Origin of the sequence: Francisella salimarina (genome assembly GCF_007923265.1) — a bacterium.
Taxonomy (GTDB): Bacteria; Pseudomonadota; Gammaproteobacteria; order Francisellales; family Francisellaceae; genus Francisella; species Francisella salimarina.
On the sequence record NZ_VOJA01000003.1, the window covers coordinates 543,573 to 556,562 of the forward strand.

Below are 12,990 nucleotides of genomic sequence, written 5' to 3' on the forward strand. Positions count from 1 at the left end.
TTGTGAATATAATAATATTTATAATGCTTAAAGTAAATTAAAAAATTGATTATTTTTAAACCTTAGACTAGTATTTGTAAATAGTTAAATACTACATTTGTTATTATAACAACTAATTATGAGAATAGCTATTTTAGGCGCAGGACAACTTGGAATATATTTGACACAGAGATTAAGTCTGGATCATCAGGTTTCTATAATCGATTTAGATGAAGAAAAACTTGGGTTTATATCTTCTGCTTTTGATGTCCAAACGATTATTGGAGATGTTACAAAACCTAACATAATGATGGAAGCTAATTTTAAAGATACAGATATGATCATAGCGGTAACATCTAATGATACAACCAATATAGCTGTATGTGATATGGCTTATAAACTTTATAAGACTCCATACAAAATAGCTCGAATCCGTGATACAGAATATAATAGATTCCCAAAACTGCTTAATAATATCGACTTAGTTATAAAATCATTTTTTGAAACAACTAAGAGACTAGAACAGCTATTTTTTTTATCAGGGGCGTATTTTATTTCATCATTTTTTGATAAGCGTATCCAACTGGTTGGAGTTGAGGTTTCACAAGACTCACCGCTAATAGGCTTGTCTGTTAAAGATATATACTTAGGTTTAGGTGATATTAAAGTTGACATAATTTCAGTACATAGAAATGGTAAAAAGTTAGATATAGACGACACTGATATTCTAGTTGAACCAGGTGATAGAGTTATGTATTTGTCAGAAAAAGCATACTCTTCTCAAATTCTATCAATTTTTCAGCCTAAAAAAGCAAATATTAGAAAGATTTTCATTGCTGGGATCAACTATGCAAGTATCACCCTTGCAAAATCATTGGAAAATAAAGGCTATATAATAAAAATGATTGATCCTAATGCTGAAAAGTGTGAATTTGCTCTGAATGAGTTATCAAAGTCTACAATTTTACATTACAATCCTGTAAATAATAATTTATTAGTTGCTGAGGGTATTGATGAAGCAGATATGTTTTTTGCCTTAACTAACTCCGATGAGATAAATATCATGTCGTCAATTTTGGCAAAAAAACTTGGTGCTCAAAAAACAGTTGCTACTGTAAATAGTTCTGAATACTATGATATAACTAGAGATTTGAAACTTATAGATATCTCAATTTCTCCTCATAATTTCTCATACACAACAATCAAAGCGTTTCTAACTCAGGTAGATATGCTTAAAATGTATGAAGTTGAAGATAGTGAGGAGATGTTTGTAGAGCTAAAAGTACATGGTCAAGAAAACATGTCTACAGTTATTGGCAAAAAAATAACAGATCTAAAACTGCCAAGTGGCTTACAAATATTAGCGATTATGAAAGATGATAATACTCCTAAATTTTTTACTGATAATTCTCTCATTAATGATGGAGATAGACTAGTTATAAAAGTTGACAATAAAAGTGCATTGCAGACCCTTGAAAAACTTTTTCAAGTAATGCCTTTATACATCGCATAAAATATTGATAATATATATGTGGTTAGGTTAATATAAATCTATCGTATAATTTGTTCATATATAACCCATGGTATCAAACTCAACCGGAAAAGAAAAAATTGGTTTAATTCTGCTTATATTATTAATGACAGGAGCAATTGATAATATAAGAAACCTTCCTTCTACTGCTACTTCAGGAACTTATATATTTTTCTTTTTTATTGTCGCAGTATTTTTGTTTCTAGCTCCTGTAGCTTTAGTATCAGCGGAAATGACAGCAACATATACTGCTAAGGGTGAAGAAGGTGTGTATGGTTGGGTAAAAAAAGCTTTTGGTCCTAATATAGCAATGTTGGCAATATGGTTCCAATGGATCAATACTTTAATATGGTTCCCAAGTATACTAACATTTATTGCAGGAACTATTGCATATATATTCAATCCTGATCTAGCACAGAATATTAAATTTACTATTATTTTTATTACAGTAGTTTTTTGGTCTTTGACTATTCTAAATCTCAAAGGTTTACGTGTTTCTGCGATTTTTGCAAGCGCCTGTACATTTTTTGGTATGGTAGTACCTATGCTGCTTATGGTTATTTTCGCATTAATATGGTTATTAAATAGCTATACTATAAACATTCATTTTGAATTAGGTAATTTAATCCCTAGCTTTACATCTACCGAGTCTTGGATGGGGTTGACAGCAATAATTGCTTCTTTTTTAGGACTTGAATTAGCAACAGTTCACATAAGAAATGTTGCAAACCCTAAAAAAACATTCCCATTAGCTCTATTAATTTCAGTGGTTTTCATTGTATTTACTATGGTATTAGGTGCTTTGGCAGTAGCTATAATATTTCCTCAATCTGAAATAGATGTTGTACATGGAACAATTAAGACTTTTAAAGTTTATCTAGAAAGCTTAGGCATACCTATGTTTTTCTATTATGTTCTAGGACTAATGATTTTCATAGGGTCTATAGGGTCTATGATCAATTGGATGATTTCACCTGCTCGAGGTTTGTTACAAGCTGCAGACGATCATTTTTTGCCTGATGCTCTAGACAAAACTAATAAGCATGATGTACCAAGTGGTATCCTTATATTACAAGCAGTTATTATGACAATAATATGTCTTCTGCTAGAGCTTGTACCATCAGTTCAAGCCTACTATTGGCTTCTTACTGCTTTAAGTACACAAATTTACTCTTTGATGTACCTGATGATGTTCTTTGCAGCATTGAAGCTAAAGTTATCGAGTAAAGAATCTATGAAGAATACAGAGGACTTTAATATCCCTGGCGGTAAATTTGGTATGGTTTTTGTTTGTATCTTAGGTATTGTAGGAACGATCTCTTGTGTAATAGTTGGTTTTATTCCGCCTGATAATTTATATCAAAATCCTTTTGAATTTATTCAAATGTTATCAATATGTTTTGTACTATCAATTCTTCCTGTAGTATTATTCATGGTTTATAGAAAGATCAAACTTAAAAATATCTAATGCTTGAATCATTAATTCTCTTTATATTCCTAATTATTGGCTATTATATTTTTAATTTCTCACAATCATTAAAAGTTATAAGACTTATAAACTTATCATTAGACATTATTGTAATTTCTATAATTTTTTTACTAGGTTATAATTTTAGTATATTTACTAATACAAATACTATAGTTCTAGAAGTTATAGGTATAAGTTTGATATACATTATAATTATTACAGTTGCTAATATATTAGGGATTTTTGTTTTTTGTAAGAAAGATCCTAGTATAAAAGCTCACTTTGTATCTGATAACATAAGTCAAGCTAAAGAAAATCTATTTATTACAATCCTCAAAGCAAGCAAGTATCTAATATATTTAGTTATAGGTTATGTACTAGGTGAAATTATTAACATAAATATTACTTCACTTATAAACGACATTGTATTTGTAATGTTATTACTTCTTATGCTGATTATTGGTGGTTTATTAAGATTTGAAAATATATCACTTATAAGTCTCTTTAAAAATAAATTAGCTATGTCCGTGGTTGTTATAGTAATTGCAACATCGATAATTTCAGCTATTTTGATCAGTTATATGATTAATATACCAGTCAAACAAAGTATCATGATCAGCTCAGGCTTAGGCTGGTACTCTTTATCAGTTGTCTTAAATACTGACTTCATTGGTGAATATTATGGAATGATAACATTTATGGTTGATTTCTTACGAGAAATACTAGTAATCGCGATGGTACCATTACTCAAACAATACTTTTCTGTAGAGATGGTCGGATATGCTGCTAATACAGCTATGGATTTCTGCTTACCAATCCTTAGAAATAATTATGGTAATAAAATAGTTCCATTAGCTATAACTATTGGCCTAACGATGACAATCATAACCCCTATTCTTCTAGTATTAGAGAATATGGTCTTATAATTTCTATAAAGCTTATGAGTGACTAGATTAAATAAAGAGGATTATTTACTACGGAACTTAATACGACCTTTAGTTAAGTCATAAGGAGTTATTTCAACTACTACCTTATCTCCAGTTAATATACGAATATAGTTTTTTCTCATTTTACCCGAGATATGGGCTGTTACAACATGCCCATTCTCAAGTTCTACCCTAAACATTGTGTTTGGAAGAGCTTCTAAAACAACTCCTTCCATTTCTATACAATCTTCTTTTGCCATATTGGCCTCATCTCCGGTTAAATTACTTTTTAATAGTTACACAAAACAGCATCTATTTTAAAAGGAATTATTTAAAAACTCAAATCTTTTGAAAAAATAGTTATTAAAAGGTTATAATTTATTATCAAAATTCCAATATTTAAGCATTCCATAGTGGAAAAATTCTTTTTCTTTGAGCTAGTAATATTTGTAGTAGCTGTCTTAGGAGGCGGCATAGGTGCTATCATCGGTATTGGAGGAGCTTTGGTAATAACTCCTCTACTATCAACTGTATTAGATGTACCTCTTCATTATGCTATAGGAGCATCTTTAGTAGCTATAATCTGTACATCAACTGCAACATCTCTTGTCTCTTTAAAATCTCATGGATTAACCAAAGAAAAGCTAGGGTTATTTTTAGCATTAGCAACTGCTATAGGAGCTATTTTTGGTGCTAAACTAGCCCTAACACTAAAATCACAAGCATTATTTCTTATATTCGGTGGAATTTTATTTGTAGTGGCGGTTTTGAGTTTTATAAAAAAGAAACAAAATAATAATTTTATTCAAAAGACTACCAAAGTATCGATCATTGCTGAAAAACTTCAACTTAATGACTCGTTTGCTGTAGATAAAATAAAGCATCAATATAGTGTCCAACATCCTATACTTGGTTTTATATTTATGTCTGGAGCTGGGTTTATTGGGGGGTTGCTGGGCATTGGTGCTGGTATTTTTAAAGTAATTGCTATGGATAAAGTTATGAAAATACCTTTTAAAGTTAGTGCATCTACTAGTAATTTCATTATGGGTATTACTGCATTTGCGGCAACTTCAACGTATTATTTTGCAGGATATATTGATAGTTCTATAACGGCTCCTGTTGCTTTAGGTACTTTATTAGGGGCTACTATAGGCTCTAAAATTATGCCTCATATTTCAACAAGAGTTTTAAGACTTACATTTTTTATAGTTTTATTTATTTCAGCATTACAAATGATAATTAAAGGATTTATATGATCAAAGATAATGTCGTATATCGTGTTATAAAATTAAATCTATCATTAGCTGTTTTTATAATCTGTCTAGGTGCTATAGATGCTATTTTTGGAAGTAGCGAAATTGCAAAAAATATCGTTAATTTTGGAATCTTTTTGATAATAGTAACGCCAGTTTTAAGGATTCTTTTAGAACTTATCTTTTTTATCAAAGCAAAAAATTACACTTACATACTTATATGTTTAATATTATTCCTAATAATAGCTGTTAGTATAGTCTGTTAGATAGTATATTTATTCTAAAAATGTTAATATTTTCTCTATTGTGATAATTGTGCTCATAAGAGCTGAAAACTTATTGAAATATGTTTACTAGTTTATCAGATAAATTACAGTCTTCATTTAAGAAGATAAAAGGACAAACTTCTTTAACAGAAGAAAATATACAGTCAGCCTTGCGTGACATCAGGGTTTCTCTTTTGGAGGCAGATGTTGCGTTACCAGTGGTCAAAAAATTTATAGAAAATATAAAAGAAAGAGCCATAGGTGAAGAAGTTAAAAAAAGCCTTACACCAGACCAAACATTCATTTCATTTGTAAAGAAAGAAATAGAAAAAGCATTAGGTGAAGAAGCTGTACCCATTAACTTAAAAACACAGCCTCCTGCTGTGATACTAATGGCTGGTTTACAAGGTGCTGGTAAAACAACATCTACAGCTAAGCTTGCTAAATATTTAAAAGAGCAACACAAGAAAAAAGTAATGGTAGTCAGTGCCGATATTTACCGCCCTGCTGCTATTGATCAATTAAGAACTCTTGCAAATAGTTTAAACATAGATTTTTTTGAATCTGATGTATCTCAGAAACCTGACTATATTGTTACAGAAGCTATTAAAACTGCTAAAACAAAATTAATAGATGTTCTGATAATAGATACTGCTGGTAGATTGCATATTGATAGTAATATGATGGATGAAATAAAACAAATCCATAAAATTGCAAACCCAATAGAGACATTCTTCACTGTAGATAGTATGACAGGTCAAGATGCTGCTGTTACTGCCAAAGCATTCAATGATGCTTTAGAGTTAACAGGTGTTATTCTTACAAAGACTGATGGTGATGCTAGAGGTGGTGCTGCTCTTTCAATTAGAGAAATCACAGGTAAGCCAATTAAGTTTTTAGGTACTGGAGAAAAAACAGACGCATTAGAGCCATTCCACCCAGATAGAGTAGCTTCTAAAATACTAGGAATGGGTGATGTTCTTAGTTTGATTGAAAGTATTGAGCAAAAAACAGAAAAAAAATCTGCTGAAAAATTAACTAAGAAGCTTAAAAGTGGTAAAAACTTTGACTTAGAAGACTTTAAAGGCCAAATCCAACAGATGAAAAGTATGGGCGGTGTTGGCTCAATCATGTCTAAATTACCAAATATGCCAGCAAATATGCTAGGTAATGTTGGTGATGAAATGTTCAAAAAAATTGAAGCTATGATAGACTCAATGACTCCACTTGAGCGTAAGAAACCTGAATTAATTAAACACAGTAGAAAACAAAGAATTATTAAAGGATCTGGAACAACAATACAAGACCTTAACAAACTTCTACAACAACATACACAAATGAAAAAAATGATGAAAAGTGTAGTTGGTAAAAAAGGAGGTATGGCTAATATGATGAAACGTATGTCTGCTATGCAAGGTATGGGAAATATGCCAGGTCTTTTTGGTAAAAGAAAATAAGAATAAAAATTATAAGGAAATCTCTAAATGATAGGTGATAAAAACTTTGATAAAGTCTCAAATATAAATATTAAAAAGGAAAAAGTATTGATTCCAGCGGAAGTTCTAATCCAAGATATGCCTCTTTTAAAGACTTCTTATGAAACTGTCAAAAAGTCTCGTAAAGAAATGGCAGAAATTATTCATGGTAAGGATGATAGAGTTGCTGTTATAGTCGGACCTTGCTCTATTCATGACACAGAAGCTGCCGTAGAATATGCTAAAAAGCTAAAAGAACAAGTCAAAAAATTTCAAAAAGAAATCCTTATCATTATGCGAGTATACTTTGAAAAACCTCGTACAACTATAGGTTGGAAAGGACTAGTTAATGATCCAGATCTTGATAACTCTTATAATATCAATAAAGGTCTTCGCATGGCACGTACTTTGCTGTCCGAAATTACAAATATGGGCTTACCTTGTGGGACGGAGTTCTTAGATGTAATTACTCCTCAATATTTTGCAGAACTTATCACTTGGGGAGCTATTGGGGCTAGAACTGTTGAGAGCCAAGTTCATAGAGAACTTGCTTCAGGTCTTTCTGCTTCTATTGGTTTCAAGAATGCTACAAACGGAGATATTCAGGTAGCTGTAGATGCAATTAAATCAGCTACTTACCCTCATCATTTCTTGAGTACCACAAAATCAGGCTCTACAGCTATCTTTGCTACTAAAGGCAATCAAAACGGTCATATAATTCTTCGTGGTGGAGCATCAGGACCTAACTTCAGCAAAGAGCATGTTGATGACTGTATTGAAAAGTTGAAAAAGTCTGAAATTGATACTAAAGTTATGATTGACTGTAGTCATGGTAACAGTAAAAAAGATCATACTAAGCAAATCGCAGTATTAGAAGATATTTGTGAGCAAATTAAGACTAGTAATGATGTGTTTGGTATTATGATTGAAAGTAATCTTGTTGCAGGTAATCAGGATATTAATAATAAGCCTCTAACTTACGGACAAAGTGTAACAGATAAGTGTGTTGATTTTGATGAAACAATCAAAATGCTTGAAATGTTAGCCGATGCAGTTAAAGCTAGACGTAACTCACAAGAGAAAAAAGAAACTAAGGAAGAGTCTCAATTTTCCTTATTATAAATACTTTTATTGATACAAATGAGACACTGTATTCTACAATATTTTCGGATATTTCTGATAGGATTCAGTATTTTATTACTTTCTAATTGTGCCGATCAGAGCGTTACTTTCAAAAATCTTCCTCGAGATAGGCAACCAATTATTGGTAAAGTTCCTAATATCTATATACTAGGTGGATTGGGACAAACATCAAAGGTAACTCCTGCTGACATTTGTGATGGGCATCAAGAGAAAGTTGCAAAAGTTACTTTTACAAAACCTTTTCTGTGGGATGGACTAATATCATTGATAACCTTAGGTATAATAACTCCTCGACATACTTATGTTTACTGTGGGTAGCCCTTATGAAGAAGATTATAACTTTTAACATATATATAATACTAGCTGGTTGTGCAACACAAACTGTAAATTTTGAAAAGTCTAAACAGGTATTAGAAAAGCCTACTTATTATAAAAAAGATACCTTCTTGTTAGGTATGGGACCATCAACTAATATAAATGCTAGTAAAATATGTAAAGGTAGCAACAATATTTATAAAGTTGATGCTGAACAGACAACCTCAGATTTGATCATAGCATGGGCCACTTTTGGTATATATACTCCTCGTAGCATAGCAATTTATTGCAAAAAATAAGATATAAGTAAAACTTATAACTACTATAAAATCTATATATTTAACATTAAAAAATCTTTGTCATAATACTCTCAGAAAATAAATCAAATATAAAAATGAAAAAGTTAATTCTATCAGTAGTAGTTATGTTTAGTCTAGCAAACTTAGGTTTTGGTGGTAGTTTACACCCAATAAGTGGTTTTTCTCATAATGTTTCATATGCTGCACCTGTAATGATTCTTGCAGAGTAGTTAGATAAATAGGAAAATTATTAGTTATTAATTAATGTCTGTTTTATCTCTTTACCAAAGTCTGTAGCTGATTGAGGATTTTGCGCAGTAATAATTTTACTATCAGTTTTCACACAAGATTGCCACTCCAAAGCACTACTATATTTAGCACCAGCTTTGACTAAACTATCCTCTAGAGAAAAAGGCATAACATCAGTCAAACCGACGATTTTTTCTTCATTATTACTAAAGCCGGTTACTTCTTTATCTCTAATAATATTTTTCCCATCATTATCTTTAACATTTATCAGAGCTGTTACACCATGACATATTGCACCAACTACTCCATATCTAGAATAAACATCTAGAATCTTATTCTGTACATTAGAATCATTTGGGAAATCCCACATTGCCCCATGTCCACCAGCAAATACTATTGCATCATATTCTTTGATATTTACATCTCTGAGACTAGTGCTATTTTTCATAATATTTTTCAAACTATCATCGGCTAAAAACCTATCATTTAGAAGATCTTTTTCAGCAACACTATTAGGATCAATAGGGATTTCTCCACCAGTAATTGACACAATATCAATTATGATGTTTTCATCAAGAATACTGTAATATGGGTGAGTAAGCTCTGATAGCCATAATCCAGTTTTTTCATCCAAATCACCCATTTTGCTATGACTAGTTGTAACCATTAATACTTTTTTCATGACGTTTTCCTATTTGTTAAAAACTTTATCTAAATGGTTTTTATAATTCTCAGTATACTCCTCAATTTTAGGATCTTTAATAACATCGTTTGCAATAAATGTTGGTAATCCTTTCATACCTATGAATTCATGAGCTTTATGAAAGTGTAGATATACCCCATCAACTCCAACACCTTCAAAAAGCTGATCTTTCTCCACAAAAGCCTCTAATGGAGCATTCCATGTTAATGAGAACATATATGTTTTACCCTGAAGTAAACCACCAGAACCATATTTTTTGCTAGCATCATGTCTAGATCGACCATCACTAGCATACATAACACCATGACCTGTGGTGAATACTTCATCAATATATTTTTTGACAATCCAAGGTGGACCCATCCACCAACCTGGCATTTGATAAATCACTGTATCAGCCCAAAGCCACTTTTGAATTTCCTCATCTATATCATAACCATCGTCAATAACTGTAACTTTGACATCATGACCAAAGCTTTTAAGATGCTTTTCAGCGATATCATTTAGATATTGATTCAAAGCACCTTTTGAATGCCCAAATTCCTTTTTACCATTAATTAATAATATTTTTTTCATATATTTTGCCAGTAATAATTAGATAATAGCCAAGTTAATCAATTGGCTTCCTTGACAGACTGCACCAGTATTATGAATACTAATTACAACACCACCATAAGGTAGAATTAAGTCTTTCTTTTGCATGGTAGATGTCTGAATATATTGACCAATTACATCTCCAGCTTTGAATATATCACCTGGCTTTATAAACCATTCATATAATCCACCTTCAATTGCTTTTAGGTGTTTATAGTTAGCTCCATAGACATGATGTCTAATATCAGTATTCAATAAATTTGTATCAAAAGGTGAATCGATAATATCTTTATGTTTCAGGTAATTAAGGATGCCTTGAGTTTGCATTTTAGCATTAGCAAAATTTATATATTCCTCAGAACCTAATTCAAGTGTATAGCCCTCTTTTAGTATTTGTTCATCTCTACCTTGTTTTTTAAACTCTTGAGATAAGTGCCACCATGGACAAAATGTGGCTTCATCAAGAGCACCACCAGCTTTATCATTATCTATAATCAACATATCCTTATAGCCAAATTTTTCTGCGATTTCTTTTGCAAAATCTGCAGTATATAAATAAGTAGTAGCATCTGTATCAGTATGTAAATCAAGGACATAATCTGCCTTTTGGGCTTCTCTTTGGACTAGAAGATTTAATCTTTTTGCTCTAGATAGCTCCCACTCATTTGCTAGTTCTTTATCTAAGTGTTGCTGTAAAAGATTTTCAAAAGCTTGCTTATACTCCGCTGTAGTAGAGTTGATATGTTCTTTGACAAATGCTGAGTAATCAATAGATGGGTAAAAATAGTATCTATTAAAATTATCTCCTGTTGCAGAATCAAATCTACCTTGGTGCCCTGCTCCTATAAATACATCTTTACCGATAGGGTTGCATTGAGGGATTAGATAAACATCGCCTTTTGGCTGATGTTTTTTGAAATACTCTAAAAGCTCTATCATTACAGCATTTCCTTGTAATTCTGAAGCGTGCATACTTGCTTGCATATATACACTTGGTGCTGATGAATCAGAACCTTTGATAGTTATTTTCTCTACATGAATATCTTCACCTGTCGATGATTGACTTACTTTGATTTTTTGTTTGGAAATATAGTTAGACATAATGCTAATTCAATTTTTTATGATTACGTAATTATAACAATATAAAACTTGTACTATAAGAATATTTACTATCAAAAACATTTATTGACTCAATAAGTATTTACTATTACACCACTAGTTCTAAAATGCTAAAATGTCTCAATAAATCTTAAAACTTAGTAATAATCTGATGATAAAAGTAATGACATTCAATGCTAATGGTATACGCGCAGCTGCTCGGAAAGGATTTTGGGAGTGGTTTAAAACTCAAGATATTGATTTTTTGTGTATACAAGAAACTAAAGCCCAATTTCATCAGATAGAAAAGGATGAACAGCATTTCCCAGATGGCTATTACTATGATTTTAAAGATGCTGTCAAAAAAGGCTATAGTGGTACAGCTATTTATGCTAAGAAAAAGCCTCTAAAGGTAATCAAAGAGCTTGGATTAGATTGGGCTGATGACGAAGGAAGATATATTCAGTTTGACTATGAAAAATTCAGCATTGCCAGTCTATATCTACCTAGTGGTTCTAGTGGAGATATTCGCCAAGACTACAAAATGCAGTTTCTTGAAAAATATAAAGAAATACTAAAAGAACAAGCAGAATCTGGTAGAGATTTTATAGTTTGTGGTGATTTTAATATTGTGCATAAAGAGATAGATATCAAAAATTGGAAGTCAAATTATGGTAAGACATCTGGGGTATTACCAGAAGAGCAAGCTTGGTTAGATCATATTTTTGATGATCTAGGTTGGGTTGATACTTTCCGAGTGATTAATCATGAGCCGTTACAATATACTTGGTGGTCAAACCGTGGTCAGGCTAGAGCAAATAATGTCGGCTGGAGAATTGACTATCATATTTCAACGTCTGCTCTAAAAAATAAAGTTGTACCAGAATCTGATTATGTTTACAAAGAAAATTGGTTCTCAGATCATGCGCCACTAACTATTAGTTATGATTATGAGGTTTAATCTATCAAGGAGCTCTCAAAATGCTTAATAGAACTGTTTTAATCACAGGTGCCACAAAAGGAATTGGATTAGCTACAAGCTTATATTTAAATAATCAAGGGTGGCAAGTTATTGGAATAGCGAGATCATATATTGATAATTTTCCCGGAGAGTTGTTTTTATGTGACTTGGCTAATGAAGAACAAACTGCCTCTACACTCATTCAAATAAATGAGATTCACGGATGTCCGGATGCAATTATTAATAATGTTGGAATAGCTATTCCAGAACCATTTGGAAAAATTTCTATTTCAGCACTTAATGACGTCTATAATTTAAATGTTAGAAGTGCTGTACAAGTATCACAGTTTTTTATTGAAAAAATGAAATTAAAAGAACAATGCAAAATTGTTAATATTGCAAGTAGAGCTATCTTTGGAGTTAAAAATCGTACAAGTTATTCCGCTGCAAAATCTGCTTTAGTTGGATGTACTAAAACCTGGGCTCTAGAGCTTGCTAAGTATGGGATATGTGTAAATGCTATAGCTCCGGGTCCAGTAGATACTGAATTATTTAGAAAAACTAGACCTATTGGTAGTAGTGAAGAAAAAGAAGTTTTAGATTCTATTCCTATGATGCGCATAGGGAAGCCTGAAGAAATAGCTGCAACAATAGCTTTCTTATTATCAAATGAAGCATCTTTTATCACAGGACAAGTTATTTGTGTTGACGGTGGTGGAAGTTTATAACA

Annotated in this window: 16 protein-coding genes; 12 read left to right on the top strand and 4 right to left on the bottom strand. The window is 31.6% G+C overall.

Annotated features, from left to right (window positions below; translation table 11 throughout):
- The first annotated feature begins 118 nt into the window (after positions 1-118).
- The 3 genes from trkA to FQ699_RS05025 all read left to right on the top strand — a co-directional run bounded on the left by trkA (position 119) and on the right by FQ699_RS05025 (position 3,904).
- Positions 119-1,492: a Trk system potassium transporter TrkA gene (gene trkA, locus FQ699_RS05015; protein ID WP_146421388.1), complete on the top strand. Its 1,374-nt coding sequence runs from the start codon at positions 119-121 to the stop codon at positions 1,490-1,492.
- Positions 1,493-1,559: 67 nt separating this feature from the next.
- Positions 1,560-2,978 (top strand): APC family permease, encoded by a 1,419-nt coding sequence (locus FQ699_RS05020; protein WP_146421389.1) that lies wholly within the window; start codon positions 1,560-1,562, stop codon positions 2,976-2,978.
- Between the two features lie 197 nt (positions 2,979-3,175).
- On the top strand, positions 3,176-3,904 hold the full coding sequence (locus FQ699_RS05025) for a LysO family transporter (RefSeq protein WP_257217887.1): 729 nt from the start codon (positions 3,176-3,178) through the stop codon (positions 3,902-3,904).
- A 41-nt stretch (positions 3,905-3,945) separates the two neighbouring features.
- On the opposite strand, the gene infA is transcribed toward FQ699_RS05025, so the two are convergent.
- Positions 3,946-4,164, bottom strand: coding sequence for a translation initiation factor IF-1 (gene infA, locus FQ699_RS05030; protein WP_004287780.1), 219 nt, complete (start codon positions 4,162-4,164; stop codon positions 3,946-3,948).
- Positions 4,165-4,317: 153 nt separating this feature from the next.
- Between infA and FQ699_RS05035 the strand changes: the two genes are divergently transcribed.
- From FQ699_RS05035 to FQ699_RS09800, 7 genes are all read left to right on the top strand, one after another.
- Positions 4,318-5,163: a sulfite exporter TauE/SafE family protein gene (locus FQ699_RS05035; RefSeq protein WP_146421391.1), complete on the top strand. Its 846-nt coding sequence runs from the start codon at positions 4,318-4,320 to the stop codon at positions 5,161-5,163.
- Positions 5,160-5,426, top strand: a complete 267-nt coding sequence (locus FQ699_RS05040; RefSeq protein WP_146421392.1) for a DUF1634 domain-containing protein — start codon at positions 5,160-5,162, stop codon at positions 5,424-5,426. The genes FQ699_RS05035 and FQ699_RS05040 overlap by 4 nt, the downstream gene beginning before the upstream one ends.
- 80 nt (positions 5,427-5,506) lie before the next feature.
- Positions 5,507-6,883: a signal recognition particle protein gene (ffh, locus tag FQ699_RS05045; RefSeq protein ID WP_146421393.1), complete on the top strand. Its 1,377-nt coding sequence runs from the start codon at positions 5,507-5,509 to the stop codon at positions 6,881-6,883.
- Between the two features lie 27 nt (positions 6,884-6,910).
- On the top strand, positions 6,911-8,023 hold the full coding sequence (locus FQ699_RS05050) for a 3-deoxy-7-phosphoheptulonate synthase (RefSeq protein ID WP_146421394.1): 1,113 nt from the start codon (positions 6,911-6,913) through the stop codon (positions 8,021-8,023).
- Between the two features lie 18 nt (positions 8,024-8,041).
- Positions 8,042-8,362 (top strand): Bor/Iss family lipoprotein, encoded by a 321-nt coding sequence (locus tag FQ699_RS05055; protein WP_146421395.1) that lies wholly within the window; start codon positions 8,042-8,044, stop codon positions 8,360-8,362.
- A gap of 5 nt (positions 8,363-8,367) precedes the next feature.
- On the top strand, positions 8,368-8,658 hold the full coding sequence (locus tag FQ699_RS05060) for a Bor/Iss family lipoprotein (RefSeq protein WP_146421396.1): 291 nt from the start codon (positions 8,368-8,370) through the stop codon (positions 8,656-8,658).
- A 95-nt stretch (positions 8,659-8,753) separates the two neighbouring features.
- Entirely contained in the window at positions 8,754-8,888 is a 135-nt protein-coding gene (locus FQ699_RS09800; RefSeq protein WP_013923104.1) for a hypothetical protein, read from the top strand.
- 20 nt (positions 8,889-8,908) lie between these two features.
- Here the strand turns inward: FQ699_RS09800 and FQ699_RS05065 are convergent, their stop codons facing one another.
- The 3 genes from FQ699_RS05065 to FQ699_RS05075 are packed head-to-tail and all read right to left on the bottom strand — an operon-like array spanning position 8,909 to position 11,302.
- Positions 8,909-9,574, bottom strand: a complete 666-nt coding sequence (locus FQ699_RS05065; RefSeq protein ID WP_146421484.1) for a type 1 glutamine amidotransferase domain-containing protein — start codon at positions 9,572-9,574, stop codon at positions 8,909-8,911.
- Positions 9,575-9,598: 24 nt separating this feature from the next.
- On the bottom strand, positions 9,599-10,183 hold the full coding sequence (locus tag FQ699_RS05070; RefSeq protein WP_146421397.1) for an NAD(P)H-dependent oxidoreductase: 585 nt from the start codon (positions 10,181-10,183) through the stop codon (positions 9,599-9,601).
- 18 nt (positions 10,184-10,201) lie between these two features.
- Entirely contained in the window at positions 10,202-11,302 is a 1,101-nt protein-coding gene (locus FQ699_RS05075; protein ID WP_146421398.1) for a succinylglutamate desuccinylase/aspartoacylase family protein, read from the bottom strand.
- A 169-nt stretch (positions 11,303-11,471) separates the two neighbouring features.
- On the opposite strand from FQ699_RS05075, the gene FQ699_RS05080 reads away from it, so the two are divergent.
- Positions 11,472-12,260, top strand: coding sequence for an exodeoxyribonuclease III (locus FQ699_RS05080; protein ID WP_146421399.1), 789 nt, complete (start codon positions 11,472-11,474; stop codon positions 12,258-12,260).
- Between the two features lie 20 nt (positions 12,261-12,280).
- The gene (locus FQ699_RS05085) at positions 12,281-12,988 is read left to right on the top strand and encodes an SDR family oxidoreductase (protein WP_146421400.1); all 708 of its coding nucleotides are present in this window, start codon (positions 12,281-12,283) and stop codon (positions 12,986-12,988) included.
- Positions 12,989-12,990 lie beyond the last annotated feature (2 nt).